Annotated in this window: 20 protein-coding genes; 12 read left to right on the top strand and 8 right to left on the bottom strand. The window is 65.4% G+C overall.

The features are described 5' to 3' along the window. Positions 1-127 precede the first annotated feature (127 nt). Positions 128-2,056, bottom strand: coding sequence for a transglycosylase SLT domain-containing protein (locus tag PVZ77_RS18480; RefSeq protein WP_133862804.1), 1,929 nt, complete (start codon positions 2,054-2,056; stop codon positions 128-130). A gap of 220 nt (positions 2,057-2,276) precedes the next feature. Between PVZ77_RS18480 and PVZ77_RS18475 the strand changes: the two genes are divergently transcribed. Beyond that, complete coding sequence (locus tag PVZ77_RS18475; RefSeq protein ID WP_273807991.1) at positions 2,277-4,193, top strand: ATP-binding cassette domain-containing protein; 1,917 nt, start codon at positions 2,277-2,279, stop codon at positions 4,191-4,193. An 18-nt stretch (positions 4,194-4,211) separates the two neighbouring features. On the opposite strand, the gene PVZ77_RS18470 is transcribed toward PVZ77_RS18475, so the two are convergent. Continuing rightward, positions 4,212-4,652 (bottom strand): universal stress protein, encoded by a 441-nt coding sequence (locus tag PVZ77_RS18470; RefSeq protein WP_007162381.1) that lies wholly within the window; start codon positions 4,650-4,652, stop codon positions 4,212-4,214. Between the two features lie 415 nt (positions 4,653-5,067). Between PVZ77_RS18470 and fadB the strand changes: the two genes are divergently transcribed. From fadB to PVZ77_RS18440, 6 genes are all read left to right on the top strand, one after another. Continuing rightward, positions 5,068-7,215: a fatty acid oxidation complex subunit alpha FadB gene (gene fadB / locus PVZ77_RS18465; protein WP_273807990.1), complete on the top strand. Its 2,148-nt coding sequence runs from the start codon at positions 5,068-5,070 to the stop codon at positions 7,213-7,215. A gap of 15 nt (positions 7,216-7,230) precedes the next feature. Continuing rightward, complete coding sequence (gene fadA, locus PVZ77_RS18460) at positions 7,231-8,409, top strand: acetyl-CoA C-acyltransferase FadA (protein ID WP_273807988.1); 1,179 nt, start codon at positions 7,231-7,233, stop codon at positions 8,407-8,409. A gap of 72 nt (positions 8,410-8,481) precedes the next feature. Beyond that, positions 8,482-8,733 (top strand): DUF1653 domain-containing protein, encoded by a 252-nt coding sequence (locus PVZ77_RS18455; protein WP_208692317.1) that lies wholly within the window; start codon positions 8,482-8,484, stop codon positions 8,731-8,733. A 149-nt stretch (positions 8,734-8,882) separates the two neighbouring features. Continuing rightward, positions 8,883-11,489 (top strand): type I DNA topoisomerase, encoded by a 2,607-nt coding sequence (topA, locus tag PVZ77_RS18450; protein ID WP_273807984.1) that lies wholly within the window; start codon positions 8,883-8,885, stop codon positions 11,487-11,489. Positions 11,490-11,547: 58 nt separating this feature from the next. Next, positions 11,548-12,066 (top strand): DUF6586 family protein, encoded by a 519-nt coding sequence (locus PVZ77_RS18445; protein WP_273807982.1) that lies wholly within the window; start codon positions 11,548-11,550, stop codon positions 12,064-12,066. A 130-nt stretch (positions 12,067-12,196) separates the two neighbouring features. Continuing rightward, a complete protein-coding gene (locus PVZ77_RS18440; protein ID WP_007162387.1) occupies positions 12,197-12,433 on the top strand; it encodes a hypothetical protein in 237 nt (78 codons plus the stop codon). Between the two features lie 63 nt (positions 12,434-12,496). On the opposite strand, the gene sulA is transcribed toward PVZ77_RS18440, so the two are convergent. Both sulA and lexA read right to left on the bottom strand, forming a co-directional pair. Then, entirely contained in the window at positions 12,497-12,997 is a 501-nt protein-coding gene (gene sulA / locus PVZ77_RS18435) for an SOS-induced cell division inhibitor SulA (RefSeq protein WP_273807980.1), read from the bottom strand. A 181-nt stretch (positions 12,998-13,178) separates the two neighbouring features. Further along, a complete protein-coding gene (lexA, locus tag PVZ77_RS18430) occupies positions 13,179-13,790 on the bottom strand; it encodes a transcriptional repressor LexA (RefSeq protein WP_183628616.1) in 612 nt (203 codons plus the stop codon). Between the two features lie 236 nt (positions 13,791-14,026). Here lexA and PVZ77_RS18425 point away from each other — a divergent pair, with 236 nt between their 5' ends. The 3 genes from PVZ77_RS18425 (at position 14,027) to PVZ77_RS18415 (ending at position 16,562) form a co-directional block, all read left to right on the top strand. Continuing rightward, complete coding sequence (locus PVZ77_RS18425; RefSeq protein ID WP_273807978.1) at positions 14,027-14,737, top strand: TetR/AcrR family transcriptional regulator; 711 nt, start codon at positions 14,027-14,029, stop codon at positions 14,735-14,737. A gap of 80 nt (positions 14,738-14,817) precedes the next feature. After that, positions 14,818-15,810 carry a beta-N-acetylhexosaminidase gene (gene nagZ / locus PVZ77_RS18420; RefSeq protein ID WP_273807976.1) on the top strand — a complete coding sequence of 331 codons (993 nt, stop codon included), beginning with the start codon at positions 14,818-14,820 and terminating at the stop codon, positions 15,808-15,810. Positions 15,811-15,821: 11 nt separating this feature from the next. Next, the gene (locus PVZ77_RS18415; RefSeq protein WP_273807975.1) at positions 15,822-16,562 is read left to right on the top strand and encodes an S-methyl-5'-thioinosine phosphorylase; all 741 of its coding nucleotides are present in this window, start codon (positions 15,822-15,824) and stop codon (positions 16,560-16,562) included. Between the two features lie 45 nt (positions 16,563-16,607). On the opposite strand, the gene mfd is transcribed toward PVZ77_RS18415, so the two are convergent. Further along, positions 16,608-20,057, bottom strand: a complete 3,450-nt coding sequence (gene mfd / locus PVZ77_RS18410; RefSeq protein ID WP_273807974.1) for a transcription-repair coupling factor — start codon at positions 20,055-20,057, stop codon at positions 16,608-16,610. 154 nt (positions 20,058-20,211) lie between these two features. On the opposite strand from mfd, the gene PVZ77_RS18405 reads away from it, so the two are divergent. Both PVZ77_RS18405 and sthA read left to right on the top strand, forming a co-directional pair. Continuing rightward, the gene (locus PVZ77_RS18405; RefSeq protein WP_158894588.1) at positions 20,212-21,654 is read left to right on the top strand and encodes a glyceraldehyde-3-phosphate dehydrogenase; all 1,443 of its coding nucleotides are present in this window, start codon (positions 20,212-20,214) and stop codon (positions 21,652-21,654) included. A 210-nt stretch (positions 21,655-21,864) separates the two neighbouring features. Next, positions 21,865-23,259, top strand: a complete 1,395-nt coding sequence (gene sthA / locus PVZ77_RS18400; protein ID WP_273807973.1) for a Si-specific NAD(P)(+) transhydrogenase — start codon at positions 21,865-21,867, stop codon at positions 23,257-23,259. Positions 23,260-23,454: 195 nt separating this feature from the next. Here sthA and PVZ77_RS18395 read toward each other — a convergent pair whose 3' ends face one another. The 3 genes from PVZ77_RS18395 to PVZ77_RS18385 are packed head-to-tail and all read right to left on the bottom strand — an operon-like array spanning position 23,455 to position 25,018. Continuing rightward, entirely contained in the window at positions 23,455-24,171 is a 717-nt protein-coding gene (locus PVZ77_RS18395) for a glycerophosphodiester phosphodiesterase (RefSeq protein ID WP_273807972.1), read from the bottom strand. Positions 24,172-24,179: 8 nt separating this feature from the next. Beyond that, positions 24,180-24,470, bottom strand: coding sequence for a phosphodiesterase (locus PVZ77_RS18390; RefSeq protein ID WP_273807971.1), 291 nt, complete (start codon positions 24,468-24,470; stop codon positions 24,180-24,182). Next, the gene (locus PVZ77_RS18385) at positions 24,467-25,018 is read right to left on the bottom strand and encodes a PilZ domain-containing protein (RefSeq protein WP_273807970.1); all 552 of its coding nucleotides are present in this window, start codon (positions 25,016-25,018) and stop codon (positions 24,467-24,469) included. The genes PVZ77_RS18390 and PVZ77_RS18385 overlap by 4 nt, the downstream gene beginning before the upstream one ends. Between the last annotated feature and the right edge of the window lie 99 nt (positions 25,019-25,117).

Here is a 25,117-nt window from a genome sequence, read left to right as displayed (position 1 = left end):
TCACGGGGCCTAAGGCCTGGCAGGATGCTGCTGCCAGTGGCCCAGGCCCTCTGGGCGGCCACTGTGCAGCGGACCCGAACAGGCGTCCGAGTCCGCTGCGGTGGTATCAGGGCGGGCCCGCGAGCGCTCAGGTCTCGTCGAAGAAGCGCTCGTTCCAGTCGACCAGGGGTTGCGGCGCATTAAGCTTCTGGCCGTAGATCACTGCGTAGGCCAGCACGTTCTGCACGTATTGCCGCGTCTCATCGAAGGGAATGGTTTCCACCCAGACGTCGAAGGCCAGGTGGCGAGCGCCCGTCAGCCAGCGCTTCACCCGCCCCGGGCCGGCGTTGTAGGCCGCCGAGGCCAATACCCGGTTACCGTTGAACTGGGCATGGACCATCGACAGATAGGCGGTGCCCAGCTGGATGTTCTTTTCCGGGGTCAGCGCCTGCTGCGGCGAGGCCAGGGGAATGGCGAACTTGCTGGCGGTATGACTGGCGGTGGCCGGCATCAGCTGCATCAGGCCCATGGCGCCCACCCCGGAGCGTGCATCGGCCATGAAGCCGCTTTCCTGGCGGGTGATGGCGAACACCCAGCTGCTGTGTAGACCGCGGGTCTGGGCCTCGCGCACGAAGCTTTCGCGATAGGCGATGGGGAAACGGATGTCCAGGTCGTCCCAGTACTTGGCCAGGCTGATGGTGCGGATCGCCGGGAAATACCACTGCATGTCATAGGCCATGCGCGCCTGGGCCACCAGTTCGTCGCGGTTGAAGTGGCGGCTGACGTAGAACCACTCGCGGCGGGCGTTGATCGGTTCGCCGCGGGCGATGAATTCCAGGGCGCGCTGCACGCCAGGGGTATTGCGCACCTTGCGTTTGAGGGCGTCGCTGAGCATCAGCGGCTTGTTGTTGAGCTGATAGGGCGCCTTGCTGCGGTCGGCGGCAAGGAAACCATAGTAGTCACGCTCGCGACTGACCTCGGCGTATTCGCGCAGCACCGCCGGACTCTGTGGCTGCATCAGCTCCAGGGTGCGGGCCCGCCAGTATTCCCAGCGATTGGCCTTGGCCAGACTCGGCGGAAAGCGTTCGATCAGGGCGTGGGCATCGCTCCAGCGACCCAGGCGCAGCAGCAGCCGGGCACGCCATTCGCTGACGTCGTCGTCCCGCAGTTCGGGGTCATAGCGCTCCATCAGCGGCAGGGCGCGCGGATCGAAGTTCTTCGCCAGGGTCAGGCCGATCTGGCGGGCGATGGCGACCTTTTCATCGCGGGTGAAGGGCATGCGCTGGCTGTAGACGTCGAGCAGGCCCATGGCCTGTTCCGGGTCCTGGCGCGCCAGCTTGCGCAGGCCCAGGCCGACCACGTCGGCGAGGCTTTCGCTGGCCGGGGCGAAGGCCTGGACATTGGCGATCTGCTGCGGCTTCTGGGCCACGTCGATCAGCCGCTGGGCCTGGCCGGAGAGCGTCGGCAACTGGGCGGACAGGGTGCGCACCAGGCCGTATTCACCCTTGTCGGCGGCCAGCTTGGCGCGCTCCCAGACCCGCTCCTCGGTGAGCTGGCCGCGCGCTGCCCAGGCCTGGAACAGGCCGTCGCAGGTGGTCGGCTGGGCCTTGCCCACCAGCCAGTATTTCTCCGCCAGCTTGAAGCCCTCGCTGGCATTGCCCTGGGCGATCAGGTACTGGCCGTGCAGACAGTCCAGTTCGGTGAAGTTGAAGTCCGGCGAATAGTATTTCTCGAAGCGATTCCAGTCGCCGCGATCGGCGAGGCTGCGCAGCCAGCGCAGGCGCAGCCAGTTGGACTGCGGCAGATCGCCATGCTCGGCGAGAAAGCCCTCGATCTCGGCATCGCTGGCACCGGGGACGCGCTTGATCAGCTCGTCGTAGGCCAGATAGGGCTCCAGCGGATAGGTCCGCAATTCGCCGCGATTGGCCAGGTAGACGCTGGCATCACCGCGGTCCAGCGCCGCCTTGGCCTGGTCGTAGAGTTGCCGCTGCTGCTCCAGGGGAGCGGCTTGCGAGGTGGTGGAGCCGATCAGGGGAGCGAGGAGCAGGGGCAGGATGACGAACAGGCGACCGCGCATGGGAATTCCGTAAAAGCTGGATGCGGAGGGGGCGGCGCGCCAGGCTCAGGGCAGGCGGCCGACCGTCACGGGGCAGTCTAGCTTACGTGCCGGCGGCAGGTGGCGAAAGCGTCGGCCATGGCCTGCCGTCGGGCGGTCCGGGCGTTTCGCCGGCTCGTGCAGACCGGCGCCGGGCTAGGCGTCTCTGCTAGACTGGCTGGCCTTTTTCGCGGAGAAACCCATGGCGCTGCTCAAGTTCACCAACGTATCCCTGGCCTTTGGCGTCACCCCCTTGCTGGACGGGGTGTCCTGGCAGATCGAGCGGGGCGAGCGGGTATGCATCATCGGCCGCAACGGCACCGGCAAATCCAGCCTGCTGCGCATCGTCAAGGGCGAGCAGCAGGCCGACGACGGCGAGGTCTGGCGCGCCCCGGCGATCAAGATCGGCGAATTGCCGCAGGAATTGCCCCGCGCCGACGACCGCTCGGTGTTCGACGTGGTGGCCGCGGGCCTGGCCGGTGTCGGCGAATTGCTCGCCGAGTATCACCACCTGACCCAGGACACCAGCGGCGAACTGGACATGGAGCGGCTCATGCACGTCCAGCAGGAGTTGGAGGCCCGCGATGGCTGGCGCCTGCAGCAACTGGTGGACAGCACCCTGAGCCGGCTGCAGCTGCCGGCGGAAAAGACCCTCGCCGAACTCTCCGGCGGCTGGCGGCGGCGCGTGCTGCTGGCCCAGGCGCTGGTGGCCGAGCCGGATCTGCTGCTGCTCGACGAACCCACCAACCACCTGGACATCGGCGCCATCGCCTGGCTGGAAGACGCCCTGCGCGGCTATCCCGGCGCCGTGCTGTTCATTACCCACGACCGCGCCTTCCTCCAGGCCCTGGCCACCCGCATCCTCGAACTGGATCGCGGCAACCTGATCGACTGGCAGGGCGACTACGCCAGCTTCCTGGTGCACAAGGAGCAGCAGCTGGCGGCGGAAGAGACCGCCAATGCCCTGTTCGACAAGCGCCTGGCCCAGGAAGAGGTCTGGATCCGCCAGGGCATCAAGGCCCGGCGTACCCGCAACGAAGGCCGGGTCCGTGCCCTCAAGGCCATGCGCAACGAGCGCAGCGAGCGCCGTGAGCGCCAGGGCAAGGCCAACCTCCTGCTGGAAACGGCCGACAAGTCCGGCAAGCAGGTCATCCTCGCCGAGCACATGAGCTATGCCCATCCCGGTGGCGAACCGCTGATCCGTGACCTGACCCTGCTGATCCAGCGCGGCGATCGCATCGGCCTGCTCGGCCCCAACGGCTCCGGCAAGACCACCCTGCTCAAGCTGCTGCTGGGTGACCTGCAGCCGACCACCGGCAAGATCCAGTACGGCACCAAGCTGGAGATCGCCTACTTCGACCAGCTGCGCCTGCAACTGGAGCCGGAAAAGACGGTGATCGACAACCTCGCCGAGGGTCGCGAATTCATCACCATCAACGGCCAGGATCGGCATGTGCTGAGCTACCTGGGCGACTTCCTGTTCAGCCCCCAGCGTGCCCGCACCCCGGTCAAGGCGCTGTCCGGTGGCGAGCGGGCGCGCCTGCTGCTGGCCAAGCTGTTCAGCAAGCCGGCCAACCTGCTGGTGCTGGACGAACCGACCAACGACCTCGACGTCGAGACCCTGGAACTGCTCGAAGAGGTACTGCTGAGTTTCGAGGGCACGGTGCTGATGGTCAGCCACGACCGGGCCTTCCTCGACAACGTGGTGACCAGCACCTTGGTGTTCGAAGGGGAAGGGCGGGTACGCGAATACGTCGGCGGCTACCAGGACTGGTTGCGCCAGGGCGGCTCGCCGCGCCTGTTGGGTGTGCAGACCCGCGAGGACAGCAAGCCGGCGCCAGCGGCTGCCAAGGCTGAGCCCGCAACCGCTGCGGCACCCGTGGCCGCGGCAGCCGCACCGGCCAAGCGCAAGCTCAGCTACAAGGAGCAGCGTGAGCTGGACGCCCTGCCAGGTGCCATCGAAACCGCGGAAATCGAACTGGAAGCCCTGCAGACCGCCATCGCCGATCCCGGCTTCTACCAGCTGCCGGGCGAAGTCACCCAGGCCAAGCTTGCCCGCATGGACGCGCTGCAGGCCGAGCTGGATCGGCTCATCGAGCGCTGGGCCGAGCTGGAGTGATCCAGCCCGGCCGCGGGATTAAGCCTTGTCTTTCTTCAGGGCCACCGCGAGGGTATCGCAGGGCGCGCCGTGCAACAGGTCGTTGGACGTCGAGCCCAGCAGCAGCGCCAGACCGTGACGACCATGGCTGCCGACCACGATCAGGTCGCAGCCCTGCTCCTTGGCCATGCGGTGGATCTCCTGGCGTGGCTGTCCGTAGGCCAGCACGCAGTTGCCGGCCAGCTCGGCATACTGGGTGGTAAAGCCATCCAGCCGCTCGCGAGCCTGCTCGATCTGCTGCTGCTGCAGCGACGACAGATCCATGGGCACATCACCGCCAAAGGCCATGGCCATGGGTTCGACCACATGCACCAGGGACACCTTGCTGCCACAGCACTGACCCAGGGCCACGGCGCGACGGATCACCGGTTGGCAATCTTCGGTCAGGTCGACGGCAACCAATATGTGTTGGTAGGCCATACACATCTCTCCTTCATGATGGGGCGCCAGGCCATACCGTGGCTGGCGCTCGATTCGCAGGCTTCAGGTGCTGGCCGGACAGAACCGGCTGTCGCTCGGCAACTGTTCAGGCAGACGCTTGCCCACTTGTAGTTTCGACTCCAGGAGTCGGGGATAGCTCCACGGCTATCTTGCACAGAAGCGCGCCAAGCTCAAGCACTCACCACTCGAACCCCCGGTCGCGCTTTCCCCGTGCGTCCCAATTGACAAGCGCCCGCTTTTGCCAGAAGGTTGTGCGAACCGTTCAAACGGTTGTATGAATTTTCGCCCCGGCCCGGCCGGTGCCCTCCACAGAACAATATCGGGGCTGGCGATTTTCGGCTTCCATCCGAAGCTGCCGCCCGCCTTGCGACCAGGACTCAAGGGAGACCCGCTGATGATTTTCGAAGGCAAAGCCCTTTCGGTGCGCGACGTGGAGGACGGCATCGCCGAACTTCGCTTCGACCTCCAAGGCGAATCGGTCAACAAGTTCAGCGCCATCACCCTGCGTGAATTTCGCCAGGCCGTGGACGTCCTGAAAGCCCACGCCGGCCTGCGCGGCGTCATCGTCACCAGCGGCAAGGACGTCTTCATCGTCGGCGCCGACATCACCGAATTCGTCGAGATGTTCGGCCGGCCGACCGAAGAGCTGCAGGCCGGCATCGCCGAGATCAACCGCATCTTCAACGACTTCGAAGACCTGCCGGTGCCCACCGTGGCCGCCGTGGGCGGCATCGCCCTGGGTGGCGGTTGCGAGATGACCCTGGCCGCCGACTACCGGGTGCTGAGCACCGCGGCGCGCATCGGCCTGCCGGAAGTCAAGTTGGGCATCTATCCGGGCTGGGGCGGTACCGTTCGCCTGCCGCGCCTGATCGGCAGCGACAACGCCATCGAGTGGATCGCGTCCGGCAAGGAAAACGACGCCGCCACCGCCCTCAAGGTCGGCGTGGCCGATGCCGTGGTCGCGCCCGAGCACCTGTTCGACGCGGCGCTGGACCTGGTCCGCCGCGCCGCCGCCGGCGAGCTGGACTACCGCGCCAAGCGCAAGCCCAAGCTGGAAAAGCTGCAGCTCAATGCCATCGAAGCCATGATGGCCTTCGAATCGGCCAAGGGTTTCGTCGCGAGCCAGGCCGGCCCGCACTATCCGGCCCCGCTGGAAGCCATCAAGGCCATCCAGAAGTCCGCCAACTACGGTCGCGACAAAGCACTGGAAGTCGAAGGCGCCGGTTTCGCCAAGATGGCCCAGACCTCGGTGTCCGCCAGCCTGGTCGGCCTGTTCCTCAATGACCAGGCGCTCAAGCGCAAGGCCAAGGTGCTGGAGAAGCAGGCTGCGCCGGTCAAGCTGACCAGCGTGCTGGGCGCCGGCATCATGGGGGGCGGCATCGCCTACCAGTCCGCGCTCAAGGGCACCCCGATCCTGATGAAGGACATTCGCGACGAAGCCCTGGAACTGGGGCTGAGCGAAGCCAGCAAGCTGCTCAACAAGCGTGTCGAGAAGGGCCGCCTGGAGCCGGCGAAGATGGCCGAGGCGCTCAATCGCATCCGTCCTACGCTGTCCTATGGCGACTTCAAGAGCGTCGACCTGGTGGTCGAGGCCGTGGTCGAGAATCCCAAGGTCAAGCAGGCCGTATTGGCGGAAGTGGAAGGCCAGGTGCGCGAGGACGCCATCCTCACCTCCAACACCTCCACTATCTCCATCAGCCTGCTGGCCCAGGCGCTCAAGCGTCCGGAAAACTTCTGCGGCATGCACTTCTTCAACCCGGTGCACATGATGCCCCTGGTCGAGGTGATCCGCGGCGAGAAGACCAGCGAAAGGGCCATCGCCACCACCGTGGCCTATGCCCGCCAGATGGGCAAGAATCCCATCGTGGTCAACGACTGCCCCGGCTTCCTGGTCAATCGCATCCTCTTCCCGTACTTCGGCGGCTTCGCCGCGCTGCTGGCCCAGGGCGCCGACTTCCAGCGCGTCGACCGGCTGATGGAGAAGTTCGGCTGGCCCATGGGCCCGGCCTACCTGATGGACGTGGTCGGCATGGACACCGCCCACCACGCCCGCGACGTCATGGCCGAGGGCTTCCCCGAGCGCATGAAGGAAAGCCGCAAGACCGCGGTGGACGCCCTCTACGAAGCCCAGCGCTTCGGCCAGAAGAACGGCAAGGGCTTCTATGTCTACGAGACCGACAAGAAGGGCAAGCCGAAGAAGGTCGCCGACCCGGCCGTGGCCGAGTTGCTGGCACCGGTCACCTACGAGCAGCTTGAGTTCACCGACGAGCAGATCGTCGAGCGGATGATGGTGCCGCTGTGCCTGGAAGCCGTGCGCTGCCTGGAAGACGGCATCGTCGACAGCGCCGCCGAAGCCGACATGGGCCTGATCTACGGCATCGGCTTCCCACCCTTCCGTGGCGGTGCGCTGCGCTACATCGACAGCCTGGGCGTGGCCGAATTCGTCGCCATGGCCGACCAGTACGCCGACCTCGGGCCGCTGTACCACCCGACCCCCAAACTCCGCGAAATGGCCGCCGCTGGCCAACGCTTCTTCGGTTGAGCCTGGAGTAAAGAAATGAGTCTGAATCCGAGAGACGTCGTCATCGTCGACTTCGCCCGCACGCCCATGGGCCGTTCCAAGGGCGGCATGCACCGCAATACCCGCGCCGAGACCCTGTCCGCGCGGCTGATCGACGCGGTCCTCGACCGCAATCCCCAGGTCAATCCGGCCGAGGTGGAAGACGTGATCTGGGGCTGCGTCAACCAGACCCTGGAGCAGGGCTGGAACATCGCCCGCATGGCGTCGCTGCTGACCCGCATCCCCCATACCAGCGGCGCCCAGACAGTGAGCCGGCTGTGCGGCTCCTCCATGAGCGCCCTGCACACCGCCGCCCAGGCGATCCAGACCGGCAACGGCGACGTCTTCGTCGTCGGCGGCGTGGAGCACATGGGCCACGTCGGCATGATGCACGGCGTCGATCCGAACCCCCAGCTGTCGCTGCACGCCGCCAAGGCCTCGGGCATGATGGGCCTCACCGCCGAGATGCTGGGCAAGATGCACGGCATCACCCGCGAGGCCCAGGACCAGTTCGGCTACCGTTCCCATCAGCTGGCCTGGAAGGCCACCCAGGAAGGCAAGTTCAAGGACGAGATCATTCCCCTGGAAGGTCACGACGAGAACGGCTTCCTCAAGGTCTTCAGCCATGACGAGACCATCCGTCCGGAAACCACCCTCGAAGGCCTGGCTGCCTTGAAGCCGGCGTTCAACCCCAAAGGTGGTACCGTGACCGCCGGCACTTCCTCGCAGATCACCGACGGCGCCTCCTGCATGCTGGTCATGTCGGCGCAGCGCGCCCAGGACCTGGGCCTGCAGCCGTTGGCCAGGATCCGCTCCATGGCCGTGGCCGGGGTGGATCCGGCGATCATGGGCTACGGTCCGGTCCCGGCCTCGCAGAAGGCCCTCAAGCGTGCCGGCCTGACCATCGCCGACATCGATTTCATCGAGCTCAACGAAGCCTTCGCGGCCCAGGCCCTGCCGGTGCTCAAGGACCTCAAGGTGCTCGACAAGATGGAGGAAAAGGTCAATCTGCATGGGGGCGCCATCGCCCTGGGCCACCCCTTCGGTTGCTCTGGCGCCAGAATTTCAGGCACGCTGTTAAATGTCATGAAACAGAATGACGGCACCTTCGGCCTGGCCACCATGTGTGTGGGGCTTGGCCAGGGCATCACCACGGTGTTCGAACGCCTGCGCTGATCCGCCGCAGCGTGCGTCATCCGACCGGGGCGCCCCCAGGGCTGCCCCGGTTTTCTTTTTTCGAGGTGGAACATGGCATTGCAGACGGGACTTTACCGGCACTACAAGGGTCAGCAGTATCGGGTGCTGGGTCTGGCCCGGCATTCGGAGACCGAAGAAGAGCTGGTCATCTATCAGGCGTTGTATGGTGAATATGGTCTCTGGGCGCGTCCCCTGAGCATGTTTCGCGAGAGCGTCCAGGTGGATGGCGAGCAGGTGCCGCGCTTCGCGCTGATCAGCGTCGAAGCCGCTCCCTTGGGTCTGGATGCCACGCCGCAGCCTTGACCTTGCCGACATCGCCACTATATATAGCGGTGCCGCGTTGGCCGACCGCCCCCGGCGCACCAGACTGAAATCGATCTGGTCCTCCATCCGCCTTTATGGCGCTCGCCTTTCGCTCGCTTACCGCCTTCAAGCAGGAATCTGACTCTCCCATGGGTAAATCGCTGGTCATCGTGGAATCCCCGGCCAAGGCCAAGACCATCAACAAGTATCTGGGTAACCAGTACGTGGTGAAGTCGAGCATCGGCCATATCCGCGACCTTCCCACCAGCGGCGCCGGCACCGCCAAGGAGCCCGCCGCCAAGACGCGCAAGACCGCCGCCGAGGCGCCCGCGCTGTCACCCAAGGAAAAGGCCCGGCGCCAGCTCTTCACCCGCATGGGCGTCGACCCCGAACACGGCTGGAAGGCGCACTACGAAATCCTGCCCGGCAAGGAAAAGGTGATCGAGGAACTGCGCCGCCTGGCCAAGGACGCCGACACCGTCTATCTCGCAACCGACTTGGACCGCGAAGGGGAGGCCATCGCCTGGCACCTGCGGGAAGCCATCGGCGGCGACGACTCGCGCTACAAGCGCGTGGTCTTCAACGAAATCACCAAGAAAGCCATCCAGGAGGCCTTCTCCCGGCCGGGCGAACTGGACATCAATCGCGTCAACGCCCAGCAGGCGCGGCGCTTCCTCGACCGCGTGGTCGGCTACATGGTCTCGCCGCTGCTGTGGTCGAAGATCGCCCGTGGCCTGTCCGCCGGTCGAGTGCAGTCGGTGGCGGTCAAGCTGGTGGTGGAGCGCGAGCGCGAGATCCGCGCCTTCGTCCCCGAGGAATACTGGGAAATCCACGCCGACCTGGCCACGCCGAAAAAGGCCCAGGTGCGTTTCGAAGTGGTGCGCGAGAAGGGTGAAGCCTTCAAGCCGCTGAACGAAGCCCAGGCCAAGGCCGCCCTGACCAAGCTGGAAAAGGCCGCCTATCGCATCGCCAAGCGTGAAGACAAGCCGACCAGCAGCCGGCCCTCGGCGCCCTTCATCACCTCCACCCTGCAGCAGGCGGCGAGTAATCGCCTGGGCTTCGGGGTGAAGAAGACGATGATGATGGCCCAGCGTCTCTATGAGGCCGGCTACATCACCTACATGCGTACCGACTCGACCAACCTGTCGGGCGATGCCATCGCCATGGCCCGTGGCTACATCGAGAGTGAATTCGGCAAGCAGTACCTGCCGGAAAAAGCCAATGTCTACGGCAGCCGCGAAGGCGCCCAGGAAGCGCACGAGGCCATCCGCCCGTCCGACATCAACGTCAAGCCCAACAGCCTGTCGGGCATGGAGCGTGATGCCGAGCGCCTGTACGAGCTGATCTGGCGCCAGTTTCTAGCCTGCCAGATGCCCCCGGCCGAATACCTGTCCACCACGGTGACCGCGGCGGCGGGTGACTTCGAGCTGCGTGCCCGTGGCCGTATCCTCAAGTTCGATGGCTATACCCGGGTCCTGCCGCAGCAGGGCAAGCCGGGCGACGATGATGTCCTGCCCGAGATGAAGCAGGGCGAGGACCTCGGCCTGGTCAAGCTCGACCCGAGCCAGCACTTCACCAAGCCGCCGGCCCGCTTCTCCGAAGCCAGCCTGGTCAAGGAACTGGAGAAGCGCGGCATCGGCCGGCCGTCGACCTATGCCGCCATCATTTCCACCATCCAGGATCGCGGCTACGTGACGGTGCACAATCGCCGGTTCTATGCCGAGAAGATGGGCGACATCGTTACCGACCGGTTGAACGAAAGCTTCGCCAACCTGATGGACTTCAGCTTCACCGCCAACATGGAAGGCAACCTGGACAACGTCGCCCAGGGCGAACGGGACTGGAAGAATCTGCTCGACGAATTCTATGGGGATTTCAAGCAGAAGCTGGAATACGCCGAAGCGGGCGAGAAGGGCATGCGCGCCAATCAGCCAACCCTGACGGACATTCCCTGCCAGCTCTGCGGCCGGCCGATGATGATCCGTACCGCCTCCACTGGCGTCTTCCTGGGCTGCTCCGGTTACGCCCTGCCGCCCAAGGAACGCTGCAAGGCCACCATCAACCTGGTGCCGGGCGACGAGATCGCCGAAGACGACGAGGGTGAATCCGAGTCCCTGGTCCTGCGCGGCAAGCACCGGTGCCCGATCTGCAGCACCGCGATGGATGCCTATCTGATCGACGAGCACCGCAAGCTGCACGTCTGCGGCAATAACCCGGACTGCCCGGGCTACGAGATCGAGGAGGGCAGCTATCGCATCAAGGGCTACGAAGGCCCGTCGCTGGAATGCGACAAGTGCGGCAGCGAGATGCAGCTCAAGACCGGCCGCTTCGGTAAGTTCTTCGGCTGTACCAACCCGGCCTGCAAGAACACCCGCAAGCTGCTCAAGAACGGTGAGCCGGCGCCGCCGAAGATGGACGCCGTGCCCATGCCGGAGCTGCGTTGCGAAAAGGTCGACGACACCTATGTGCTGCGTGACGGCGCTTCGGGCCTGTTCTTGGCTGCCAGTGGCTTCCCGAAGAATCGCGAGACCCGCGCGCCGTTGGTCAGCGAATTGCTACCTCATCGCGACGAGATCGATCCCAAGTACCATTATCTGCTCAGTGCCCCGGTGAAGGATGCCGAGGGTCGCCCGGCGGTGATCCGCTTCAGCCGCAAGACCAAAGAGCAGTACGTGCAGACCGAGGTCGAGGGCAAGCCCACCGGTTGGAAGGCCTTCTACGACGGCAAGAAGTGGCAGGTGGAAGAGAAGCGCTAGGGCCTCGGGCTCCGGCGTGAGACAGGCGGTCGGTGTGAGCCGGCTCCAGGAGATGGGCATGGCCAACGAGCGTTACACCCGCACCAACCAGAAGCTCTATTTCGCCGGCCTGGCGCTGGACAACTGGCGCTCGGCTCAGGCGGCACCTTCCGTACAAAGCCAGGGCCGCATCATGGCCGAGCGCGAGGCCTGCCTGTTTCACCTGCATGGCGCCTTGCTGGGCCTCTGTCAGGAGGTGGCGGGTTTCTACCGCCATCCCACCATGGAGGCCACATCGCTCGCCGTACTGCTCTCACCTGAAGCCTTGAACGAGGCGCCCAGTCCGGAAATGGGGGAGCTGGTGGAGCTGGCTGGCAATCCGGAGACCTGGCTGGCACGGCTGATCGCCGAATACCAGCGGCTGCTGCAGCCGCCCCAGGCGCCACGACGGCCCAAGCAGGACCCGACGCTGGCCTTGATCGAGGCGGTCAGCCTGGAACCGCCCGAGCCGGAACTGGGTCTTGAAGAAGTGGAAGCCTGGCGCGACAGCCTCAAGCAAACGGCGCTCAGATTCCGCGGTGCCATGACCGAGTGGTAGGCCCGTTCCACCAGCAACTCATCCAAGGCTGCCAGGATGCTGGCCTTGCAGACCGTCGAAAAAGGCTCAGGCAAGTCAGCCTCTCAGACCCCACGCTGTTACACTATCCGCTTAGCTGTGGAGATACTGAATGACTACTGCCTACCTGGAAATCGTTGAACTCTCCGATGGTCGCATCGTGTTGCGCCGTGCGGACGACGAGGAAGCCCTCGTTACCCTTGAGTTTTCCAGCGATGCCAAGGATTTCCTGCATGGACAGCAGATAGAGGTGGCCAAGGCCATGTTCAACCTGGGCGTGCAGATGGCGGGTCGCTTGGCCGAAGGCGACAGCCTTCAGCGTGACGATCAACCCCGCGTTCTGCACTGACTCTCCGCCTGATCCGGCATTCCGCGCGGGAATGCCACCGCTATATCCCTTTCTGCCTGTTGCCTACGCGAATCTGACGTTCAGACTCTGGCTGTTGCCTTGGGCCGCGGCGCGTGCCAGTTGCTGCTTGCCCGCATCGCTCAGGTCGTGCAGCCAGCTGATCACTGTGTGACTCTGTCCCTTGCGCAATACCTCACAGGCCAGTTGCAGGGTCTTGGCCGCGCTCGGCGTCTGCAGCAGCAGCACGCGCTCCGGATTAAGATGGGTACTGCGCAGCCAGGCGTTGCTGAGCAGCGACGGCGGCGTGACCAGCGTCAGCCAGCGGGCATCGTCCTTGTCGCTCAGCTGGCGCAGGATGGGCGCCAGCAATTGCAGGCACTGCTCCTGGCTACCGTGCAGGGACATCTCGCTGAAGGTGTCCGGCAGCGAAGCGGTCGGCAGCTCCCGTGCCGGCTTGCCGGACTTGGGCAGAAAGGCGGTCAGCTCCTGCAGCAGGAGCTCGGGTGCCAGATCCAGCTCTTGAAAGGACGAGCGCGGTGCATCGAACATCAGGGGAAATTGCATGGCGACCTCCTGGAGGCGACTCGATCAAATCCACTTGACGTCATGTACCACGGATACATGACGTCACTGTGCTCAGCCTGGTCTTGAGCGCTTTACGAAGCGCGAACAGATACCCCCGATCAAGACCTCGGCGTAAGGCAAAAGGCGTGATAACGGCTGGCCCGAAGGCCAGCCTTAGACGTTAACGGCGGATGACGCCAACGCTTAACCCTTCGATGGCGAATTCCTGGGTAGAAAGATCGACTTCGATAGGGGAGAACTCGGGATTCTCTGCCAGCAGGGTGACCTGGTTGCCCGAGCGCTTGAATCTCTTTACGGTGACCTCGTCGCCCACCCGGGCCACGACGATCTGGCCATTGTGCACCTCGCGGGTCACATGGACAGCCAGGAGGTCGCCATCGAGGATGCCGACGTCTCTCATGCTCATGCCCTTGACCTTGAGCAGGTAGTCGGCACGTGGCTGGAAGAAGGCCGGATTGATGGCGCAGTTCTCTTCGACGTTCTGTTCGGCCAGGATGGGCGCGCCCGCGGCGACCCGACCAATGACCGGCAGGCTCTCGTCGGCCTTGCGCGTGGCATCCAGACCCGGGATGCGGATGCCCCGGGAGGCGCCCGGCGTCATCTCGATGGCGCCCTTGCGCGCCAGGGCCTTGAGGTGCTCCTCGGCCGCGTTCGGCGATTTGAAACCAAGCTCCTGCGCGATCTCCGCGCGGGTAGGCGGAAAGCCATTGGCTTCGAGGCAACGCTTGATGAAGGCCAGGATCTCGGCTTGTCGCGGTGTCAGTTTCAGCATGATGCACGTCGCGTCGTCTAATGATGCTGTGATTATATACAGTAACTCAGGGTGGTAGGCAAGGCCGCCGCCCAGGCCTTCGGACGACAGGCCGGATTCACCGCAATCTGCCTCCCGGGCGTGGATCGCCGGCTCTTTCACGCCCCTGTGCAGACCCCTCGAGTCCAGCTCGCGATTGACTTGGATAGCGTTTGAAACATATGTTTCAAACGGAAATTCATCTATCGAGGAAGGTCATGGCGCAGTCGGATACCGTAGAGCGCATTCTGGATGCGGCCGAGCAGCTGTTCGCCGAGCGCGGCTTTGCCGAAACCTCGTTGCGACTCATCACCACGCGAGCCGGGGTCAACCTGGCTGCGGTCAACTATCACTTCGGCTCGAAGAAGGCCCTGATCCAGGCGGTGTTCTCGCGCTTTCTCGATCCCTTCTGCTTCAACCTGGAGCGGGACCTCGATCAGTGGCAGCCGAAGAACGGCGAGGAGGTGAGCCTGGAGGCGCTGCTGAATCTGCTGGTGGATCACTCCCTGGCCATCAAGCCGCGGCATGGCAATGACCTCTCGGTGTTCATGCGGCTGCTGGGCCTGGCCTTCAGCCAGAGCCAGGGCCACCTGCGCAAGTACCTGGAACAGACCTACGGCCGCGCCTTCCGCCGCTTCCTGCTGCTGGTGAATCGAGCCGTGCCCGAGATTCCGCCGCTGGAGCTGTTCTGGCGCGCCCACTTCATGCTGGGCGCGGCGGTGTTCAGCATGTCCGGCATCAAGGCGCTGCGGGCGATCGGCGAAAACGATTTCGGCGTCGATACCCATACCGATCAGGTACTGCGACTGATGGTGCCCTTCCTCGCCAGCGGAATGCGCGCCCCCACGGCGATGCACGCGCCGGAGCTGGCCCAGGCGCAGTATCGGCCACGGCGGCCGGTGGTCGCGGAGACGGCCGAGAGCTACTAGGCTGCGAGGCCGGCGGTGCCTGGGGTAAGCTTGCGTCCCTTTCACGGCGCCGTGCGCCGGAGCATTCGGACGAGGTACCCATGCAAGGCTCCCTGATGGTCGATATCGCTGGCACCTGGCTCACCGCCGAGGATCGCCAGCTGCTGCGCCAGCCGGAGGTGGGTGGACTGATCCTGTTCGCCCGCAACATCGAGACCCCCGGGCAGGTACGGGAACTGTGCCGTGCCATTCGCGCGGTGCGGCCGGAGCTGTTGCTGGCCGTGGACCAGGAAGGCGGTCGCGTGCAGCGCCTGCGCCGCGACGTGGTGCGGTTGCCGGCCATGGGGCAGCTGGGCGGGCGCGGGGACAGCCTGGAGCTGGCCCGACTCTGCGGCTGGCTGATGGCGACCGAGATCCTGGCGGTGGGGCTGGACTTCAGCTTCGCCCCGGTGCTGGACGTCGACCATGGGCGCAGCCAGGTCATAGGCGCCCGTTCCTTCGGCAGTGCCGACCAGGTGATCGAGCTGGGCAGCGCCTTCATCACCGGCATGGGCGACGCCGGCATGGCCGCCACCGGCAAGCACTTCCCCGGCCATGGCTGGGCCGAAGCCGACTCCCACTATGCCATTCCCACCGACGAGCGCGATCTGGACACCCTGCTGCGCACTGACCTGCGCCCGTTCCAGGCTCTCTTGCCGACCTTGGGTGCGGTGATGCCCGCTCACGTCATCTATCCCGCGGTGGATCCCCAGCCTGCCGGCTTTTCCCGACGCTGGCTGCAGGACATCCTGCGCGGCCAGCTGGATTACCAGGGCGTGATCTTCAGCGACGACCTGTCGATGGCGGGTGCCCATGTCGCGGGCGATGCCGGCCAGCGCGTCGAGGCGGCGCTCAGCGCCGGCTGCGACATGGGGCTGGTGTGCAATGACCGCGCAGCGGCCGAGCTGGCCCTGACCCGGGTACAGCAGCTGGGCGTCTCGCCCGCGCCACGACTGGCCAGCATGAGAGCCCGCCGCCTCGTCGATCTCGATTACCGCCAGCAACCGCAGTGGAGTCTTGCCCTGCGGCGGTTGCGCCAGGCTGAACTCATCTAAAGGACGTTTCCATGACTACCTACGCCATCATCGGGGGTACCGGCCTCACCGCGCTCGCGGGTCTGGAGCTGGACCAGGCCCAGACCTTCGAGACGCCCTGGGGTGTGCCCTCGGCGCCCGTGCAGCGTGGCCACTATGCCGGCCGCCCGGTGCTGTTCCTGGCCCGCCACGGCCATCCGCATCGCATTCCGCCGCACCAGGTCAACTACCGCGCCAACCTCTGGGCGCTCAGGGAGGCCGGCGCCGAAGCCATCGTCGCGGTGAATGCCGTGGGTGGCATCCATGCGGCCATGGGCAGTGGCCACCTGTGCGTGCCCCACCAGCTGGTGGACTACACCTGGGGGCGCGGCCATACCTTCTTCGAAGGCGCGGACCTCGAGCATGTCACCCACATCGACTTCAGCTTTCCCTACGACGAACCCCTGCGCCAGCGGCTGTTGAATGCACTGCGCACGCTGCAGCTGCCGCACAGCGACCATGGCGTCTATGCCGCCACCCAGGGGCCGCGGTTGGAGACTGCAGGGGAGATCGTGCGGCTGGAGCGTGATGGCTGCGATATCGTCGGCATGACCGGGATGCCGGAAGCGGCCCTGGCGCGCGAACTCGCTCTGCCCTATGCCTGCCTGGCGCTGGTGGTGAATCCGGCGGCCGGCAAGGTGCAGCGGGAAATCACCATGGCCGAGATCGAAGCGGTCCTGGCCAGCGGCATCGACGAGGTGCGTCAGGTACTGGCCGAGGTGCTGACAGGCTGATAAGCGCCAAGCCGCTCCCTGGATCAACCGGGAACGGCTCGTCGGTCAGCTGGCGGCGGGTGTCAGGCGATCGAACAGGGCTTCCAGAACGTTGAAGCGCTCTTCCGCCCGCTCCATCGGCACCTGGAACTTGAACAGGGTCGCGCCCTCCAGCCGGTACTTCTTCGGCTGTGCCTGGATCATCTTCACCAGCACCAGCGGATCCACCTGGGTATCGGCGGCGAACTCCAGCCGCCCGCCCTGGGGGCCCGCATCCACCTTGACGATGCCCAGGCCTTCCGCGCGCAGCTTGAGCAGCGTCAGGCGCACCAGATTCTTGGTCGGTTCCGGCAAGAGGCCGAAGCGGTCGATCATCTCCACCTGCAATTCCTTGAGGGCGTCTTCGTCCGGCGCCGAGGCGATGCGCTTGTAGAGGATCAGCCGCGCATGGACATCGGGCAGGTAGTCTTCCGGGATCAGCGCGGGAACGCGCATGTTGATGTCCGGACCGCCGCCCAGGGGCTTCTCGAGGTTGGGCTGCTCGCCCTTACGAATGGCCTTGACCGCCCGCTCCAGCATTTCCATGTAGAGGGTGAAACCCACCGCCTGGATCTGCCCGCTCTGGCCTTCGCCGAGCAGTTCGCCAGCGCCACGGATCTCCAGGTCGTGGGTCGCCAGGATGAAGCCGGCCCCCAGGTCCTGGGCACCGGCGATGGCTTCCAGGCGCTTTTCGGCATCCGGCGTCATGCCCTTGCGCGGCGGCGTGAGGAGGTAGGCGTAGGCCTGGTGGTGACTGCGCCCGACGCGGCCGCGCAGCTGGTGCAGCTGGGCCAGGCCGAACTTGTCCGCGCGCTCGATGATGATGGTGTTGGCATTGGGCACGTCGATGCCGGTCTCGATGATGGTCGAGGCCACCAGCACGTTGAATCTCTTGTGGTAGAAGTCGCTCATCACCTGTTCGAGATCGCGTTCGCGCATCTGCCCGTGGCCGATGCCGACGCGGGCCTCGGGCACCAGCTCGGCCAGTTCGCGGGCGCGCTTCTCGATGGTCTTGACCTCGTTGTGCAGGAAGTACACCTGGCCGCCGCGCAGGAGCTCGCGCAGCAGGGCTTCCTTGATCACCGCGTTCTGCTCTTCCATGACGAAGGTGCGCACCGAAAGCCGGCGGGCCGGGGGCGTGGCGATGATGGACAGGTCGCGCATGCCGGCCACGGCCATGTTCAGGGTGCGCGGAATCGGCGTGGCGGTGAGGGTGAGGATGTCCACCTCGCTGCGCAGCGATTTCAACTGCTCCTTCTGACGCACCCCGAAGCGGTGCTCCTCGTCGATGATGGCCAGGCCCAGGTCCTTGAACTTCACATCGCCCTGCAGCAGCTTGTGGGTGCCGATGATGATGTCGATCTTGCCATCGGCCAGCTCGCGCGCGGCGGCGGCGACTTCCTGGGCCGACTTGAAGCGGCTCATCACCTCGACGCGTACCGGCCAGTCGGCGAAGCGGTCACGGAAGCTGTTGTAGTGCTGCTGGGCGAGCAGGGTGGTGGGGACCAGCACCGCCACCTGGCGCCCACCGTGCACGGCGATGAAGGCTGCGCGCATGGCCACCTCGGTCTTGCCGAAGCCCACGTCGCCGCAGACCAGGCGATCCATGGGCGTGCCCGCCAGCATGTCCTTGTGCACCGCCTCAATGGCGGCCTGCTGGTCCGGCGTCTCCTCGAAGGGGAAACCGGCGGAGAAGGTCGCGTAGTCGGCGGCCGGGTCCCTGAAGGCATAGCCCTTGCGCGCGGCGCGGCGGGCATAGATGTCGAGCAGCTCGGCGGCGACGTCGCGCACCTGTTCGGCTGCCTTGCGCTTGGCCTTCTGCCAGGTCTCGGACCCCAGCTTGTGCAGCGGCGCCAGGGCATCGTCGGTGCCCGAATAGCGGGCGATCAGGTGCAGGCTGGCCACCGGTACATAGAGCTTGGCGTCGTCAGCGTATTCGAGCAGCAGGAATTCCTGGGGCTGATCGTCCAGCTCCAGGGTGATCAGGCCCATGTAGCGACCGACGCCATGGTCGATGTGCACTACCGGCGCGCCTTCGCGCAACTCGGTGAGATTCTTGATGACGTTCTCGCCGGCATCGCGACCCTTCTCGCGGCGGCGGCGCTGCATGATGCGCTGGCCGAACAACGGATTTTCCGGGATCAGGGCGACACCGGCGTCATCCAGCACCAGGCCCTCGTCCAGCGGCGCCAGGGCGATGGCGATGCGCTCGGCGCTGGCCTGGAAGGCCGCCCAGCCCTCGACCTGGCCCGGGCGCAGATTCAGTCGGGCCAGCAACTCCAGCAGCACTTCGCGGCGACCGGCGCTTTCCGCGGTGAACAGCACCCGGCCGGGAAAATCGGTGATGAAGTGCTCCAGGGCCGCCAGCGGCTGGCTGGCCTTGGCATCGATGGCCAGGTCCGGCAGCGCTCGGGCCGTGAAGCGCTCGCGGCCCACACCGGATTCCAGGTCGTCCGCGCCGATGACCACCCGCGGCCAGTTCTTCAGGCGCGCGAAGCAGTCTTCCACCGGCAGGAAGACATCGGCCGGCGGCAGCAGCGGCCGCTCCGGATCGACCCGACGGTCCTCGTAGCGATTGCGGACATCGGTCCAGAACTGCTCGGCGGCCTGCTCGATACCCGGCAGGGAAAACACCTGGGTATTGGCCGGCAGATAGTCGAAGAGGGTCGAGGTCTCGTCGAAGAACAGCGGTAGGTAGTACTCGATGCCCGCCGGCGTGATGCCGCTGGCCAGATCCTGATAGATGGGACAGCGGCGATAGTCCACGTCGAAGCGCTCGCGGAATCGCGCGCGAAAGCCGGTCACGGCTTCTTTATGCAGCGGGAATTCCCGCGCCGGCAACAGGCGGATGCTGTCGACCTTGTCGATGGATCGCTGCGTTTCCGGATCGAAGGTCCGCAGCGTCTCGATCTCGTCGTCGAACAGGTCGATCCGATAGGGCAGGTTGCTGCCCATGGGAAAGAGGTCGATCAGGGCGCCGCGCACGGCGAATTCGCCATGTTCGTACACCGTGTCCACATATCTGTAGCCGGCCGCTTCCAGGCGCGCGCGGGTGGCTTCGACGTCCAGCCGTTGGCCGACGTCCAGCACCAGGCTGCTACCAAGCAGGAAACGGGTGGGTGCCAGGCGGTGTAGGGCAGTCGCCAGCGGGACTACCAAAATGCCGTGGGAGAGCTCCGGCAGCCGATAAAGCGTCGCGACGCGCTGGGAGATGATGTCCTGGTGCGGTGAGAAGACATCGTAGGGCAGTGTCTCCCAGTCGGGGAAATTCAGCACCGGAAGCTCGGGAGCGAAGAAGCGCAGTTCCTGCTCCAGGCGATCAGCGGTCTGGCTGTCCTGGGTGATCAGCAGGGTGAAGCGGCGAGTCGCGGCCTTGGCGGCTTCAGCGATGGCGAGGGCTAGCGCGGCGCCGGGCAGGTTGCCCCACTGTTGGCGGCCGGCGGTTTCAGGAATTGACGGGGTACGCAAAACTGACACGCGGGCGGAACTCCGGTGGATTTCGGGAGGGTTGGGATTGTAACGACCGGGCTTTCGCGCTGTCAGTGCAGCGACGCGCGTAGATTGCCTGGGAGAGGCAGCGCGGTCATAATGTAGTTCCTTTTTTCAGCTCCTACATAGGGAAGAATTTGTCGTGAGTCAGAAGCCTGAGCAGTGCCTTGAAGAATGGATCGATCGCGAAGCGCTCGCCGAGGCCATGATTCCCCTGATTGGTCAGCTGTACCGTAACAACAATGTTGTGACCTCGATTTACGGTCGCGGTTTGGTCAACCGTTCGGTGATCTCCATTCTCAAGGCCCACCGGTTCGCCCGCCAGATCGACAACGTCGAGCTGTCCGTGCAGGACACCTACCCGCTGGTGAAGGCCCTGAGCGAGCTGGAACTGGGTGCCGCCTCCATCGACCTGGCCCGCCTGAGCCTGAAGTTCAAGGCCGAAGCCGCCGGTCGCGACCTCAAGGACTTCCTGCGCAGCGAGCTGTCCGCCGTGGTCGGCAAGCAAGGCGTCGAGCAGCGCAAGGGCAAGGACGTGGTGCTCTACGGCTTCGGTCGTATCGGCCGTCTGCTGGCGCGCATCCTCATCGAGCACCAGGGTAGCGGCGACGGCCTGCGCCTGCGCGCCATCGTCGTGCGCAAGGGCGCCGACAACGACCTGGTCAAGCGTGCCAGCCTGCTGCGTCGCGATTCCGTGCACGGCTCCTTCGACGGCACCATCACCGTCGACGAAGCCAACAGCACCCTGTGCGCCAACGGCACCCTGATCAAGGTGATCTACTCCAACGATCCCACCACCGTCGACTACACCGCGTACGGCATCCAGGATGCCATCGTGGTCGACAACACCGGCAGATGGCGCGATGCCGAAGGCCTGGGCCAGCACCTCAAGTGCAAGGGCGTCTCCCGCGTGGTGCTGACCGCGCCCGGCAAGGGCAGCCTGAAGAACATCGTGCATGGCATCAACCATGACACCATCACCGCCGAAGACACCATCGTCACCGCGGCCTCCTGCACCACCAACGCCATCGTGCCGATCCTCAAGGCGGTCAACGACAAGTACGGCATCGTCAACGGTCACGTCGAGACCGTGCACTCGTACACCAACGACCAGAACCTGATCGACAACTTCCACAAGGGCGACCGCCGTGGCCGCAGCGCCGCGCTGAACATGGTGATCACCGAGACCGGCGCCGCCAAGGCCGTGGCCAAGGCCCTGCCGGAACTGGCCGGCAAGCTGACCGGCAACGCCATCCGCGTGCCGACGCCCAACGTTTCCATGGCGATCTTGAACCTGAACCTGGAAAACGGCACCAGCAAGGACGAGATCAACGAGTACCTGCGCGAAATGGCGCTGCACTCGCCGCTGCACAAGCAGATCGATTTCGTGAACTCGCCGGAAGTGGTCTCCAGCGACTTCGTCGGCTCCCGTCATGCCGGCGTGGTCGATGCCGGCGCCACCATCGTCAGCGACAACCGTGTCGTCCTCTATGTCTGGTACGACAACGAGTTCGGTTACAGCTGCCAGGTCGTGCGGGTGCTGGAAGAGATGGCGGGGGTCAATCCGCCGGCCTTCCCGGCCTAAGTCTTGCGCGCTAGGCAAGGCTGACTTGCAAGAAAAAACGGGAGCCCAGGTGGCTCCCGTTTTCGTTTTGACCGGGTTTTGCGCCACAATAGCGGCCCGTGACAAGAGGTCGCAGCCCCCTGGGGGCGATCTCGCGTCGGATCCGGCCTCGCATGAGGCGGTCCGGCTCCAGCCGTCGCCTGCGGACGGCTAACCTTCTGAGGAGAAAGCATGGCGGTCTATAGCTACGACGTGGTGGTACTGGGTTCGGGACCGGCCGGCGAGGGCGCGGCGATGAACGCCGCCAAGAATGGCCGCCGCGTGGCGGTGGTGGACAATCGCCAGGTGGTCGGCGGCAACTGCACCCACCTGGGTACCATTCCCTCCAAGGCGCTGCGCCATTCGGTCAAGCAGATCATCCAGTTCAACACCAACGAGATGTTCCGCTCCATCGGCGAGCCGCGCTGGTTCTCCTTTCCCGATGTGCTGCGCAGCGCCGAGCGGGTGATCGCCCGGCAGGTGTCGTCCCGTACCGGCTACTATGCGCGCAACCGGGTCGACCTGTTCTTCGGCACCGCCAGCTTCGCCGACGACAACACCATCGAGATCGTCAACCTGCGCGGCGACCTGGAGCGCCTGGTGGCCAAGCAGGTGGTCATCGCCACGGGTTCGCGTCCCTATCGCCCGGTGGATGTGGATTTCAGTCATCCGCGCATCTACGACAGCGACACCATCCTGTCGCTGACCCATACCCCGCGCCGGCTGATCATCTACGGCGCCGGGGTGATCGGCAGCGAATACGCGTCCATCTTCAGCGGCCTCGGCGTGCTGGTGGACCTGATCGACAACCGCGACCAGCTGCTCAGCTTCCTTGACGACGAAATCTCCGACGCCCTGAGCTATCACCTGCAGAACAACAATGTGCTCATTCGCCACAACGAGGAATACGAGCGCATCGAAGGCCAGGAAAACGGCGTTGTCCTGCATCTGAAGTCCGGCAAGAAGCTGCGCGCCGATGCCCTGCTGTGGTGTAACGGCCGGACCGGCAACACCGACCAGCTGGGCCTGCAGAACGTGGGCCTCTCGGTCAACAGCCGGGGCCAGGTCACCGTCGACGAGAACTACCGGACCTCGGTCGCCAACATCTATGCGGCGGGCGACGTCATCGGCTGGCCGAGCCTGGCCAGTGCCGCCTACGACCAGGGGCGTTCGGCGTCGGACAACATCCTGCACGACAACAATGGGCGGGTGGTCAACGACATTCCCACTGGCATCTACACCATTCCCGAGATCAGTTCGCTGGGCAAGACCGAGCGCGAGCTGACCCAGGAAAGGGTGCCCTACGAGGTCGGCAAGGCGTTCTTCAAGAGCATGGCGCGGGCGCAGATCTCCGGCGAACCGGTGGGCATGCTGAAGATCCTCTTCCACCGCGAGACCCTGCAGGTGCTGGGCGTGCACTGCTTCGGCGACCAGGCGTCGGAGATTCTGCACATCGGCCAGGCGATCATGAACCAGGAAGGTGCAGCGAACAGCATCCGCTATTTCGTCAACACCACCTTCAACTACCCGACCATGGCCGAGGCCTACCGGGTGGCGGCCTTCGATGGTCTGAATCGGTTGTTCTGAGCAGGGCGGCTCTCTTCGCGATAGCTCGTAGGTTGGGCTGAGCGTAGCGAAACCCAACAATGCCTAGGGTCAACTCGGGCTGTTGGGCTTCGACGATGAAGCTGTCTCAACCCAACCTACGACGCCACACGGCACCCGTAGGTTGGGCTGAGCGTAGCGAAGCCCACTGATGCCCAGATTCGATTCGTCAGGCCCTTACCCCAACGTCCGTCGCGCCAGGCTCGGGAAGTCGGTGATCAGGCTGTCCGCACCGAAATCGGCCAGGCGACGCATCAGGCTGGCGTCGTTCACCGTCCAGACCGAGACGTGCAAGCCCTGGCGCTGCGCCTTGAGCAGTCGCTCCGGGGTGCACAGCGTCCAGTTCAGCGCCAGCAGGTGGCAGTCGTAGTGAGCGGCCACCTTGAGCGGATCCAGCCAGGCGTATTCCGCCACCAGCCCACGCGCCAGCTGCGGCGTATCGCGCTGCAGGGCGCGCAGGACCTCGCGCGAGGCGCTGGTCACGGTGATCCTGTCCTGCAGGCCGAATTCCTCGACCAGCTGGGCGATGGCCCTGACGGTCTGTGCCGCCCGCACCCGGGAGGCGCTCTTCACCTCCAGCTGCCAGTGTTCGAAGGCGCACTTCTCGAACAGCTCGCGCAGGGTGGGGATGGGGCAGGGGCGTGGCCAGGCCGGGCCGCCCTGGCGGGCATCCAGGGCGACCAGATCGGCGACGGCCTTTTCGCTGACCTTGCCGCCTCGCCCGGTGGTACGTTTCAGGGTCGGGTCATGAATCACCACCAGCTCGCCATCCCGGGAGAGGTGCAGGTCCAGTTCGCAGCGCCTGACGCCCAGCTCCAGGCACAGCTCGAAACCGGCCAGGGTATTTTCCGGGGCTTCGCCGCGGGCACCGCGGTGTCCGTAAATGAGGGTCATGAAGGCTCCTAGGGTGACGTGACCGGGCGTCGCGGTTCACGGACCGCGTCCAGCACCCGATCGTTTTCGAAATAGACGCTGAAATCTCGGTAGTCCCAGCGGCGAATCGCCGGGCGTCCGACCGGCGGATGCTCCCGGTCGGGCAGGCCGAAGCGCTCCAGGACCTGACTGCGACTGTCGCCGCGCAGGGGCAGCGGGGTACTGCCATCGCCCTGCTGGCCCAGCGGGATCTGCAGGGTCTCGGCCCAGCCGGGCAGGGCTGTGCCGAGCAGCAGGAACGCCAGCCAGGGGCGTTTCACGTCTCGTCTCCGCGGTCGGCGCGCCGTACCCGGGCCTGCTGGCGCAGGACATGGCGCGCCAGCAGCTGGCGCTGGGCGTCTTCCAGGTCGATGAAGCTGGTGCCGATCTCGTACCCGCCGGCCACGGCCTGGCAACCGGTCACCTCCGCCAGCACCTGCAGGCCCAGGCCCTGGGGTGGCAGTGCCATGCGCAGGTCGAGCCGGGTGCCCAGGGCGTAGGGCTCGGCATCGACGAAGGCCAGGCCGCCCTCGGACAGCACCACGTCGCGGGTGGCGCCGCTGTCGTGCAGGAGATTCCAGGTGAAGGCCTGGCCGAGCAGGTCGAGGCGCTTGTTCACCAGGCGCAGGCAGGCGGTGACGGCGCGGTCGCGCTCGTCCAGATTGCGCAGCAGGTGACGGGATTCGAATTCCAGCTGATGCAGTTCGCTCAGGAGTGCGAACAGCGGCGCGGTCTCGCCGGGGACCCCGTCGGCAGGGCTGATTTGCAGTGCGATACGGTCGGTGATGCGATAGTATTCCCGCCGTTCACGCGCGTCTGGGGTGGTCATGTCGGGCCGCTCCGTGGGTGATGGCCCCGAGTGTAGCCGGCGAGCCGGCACGGTGTCGCCGTCCAACCCGCAGGGCGCCTACGTCTTTCCGCCGTGCAA

This window comes from Pseudomonas sp. SHLD1 (assembly GCF_028640935.1).
GTDB lineage: Bacteria > Pseudomonadota > Gammaproteobacteria > Pseudomonadales > Pseudomonadaceae > Chryseomonas > Chryseomonas aestiva.
This window is presented reverse-complemented; position numbering and strand designations above follow the sequence as displayed.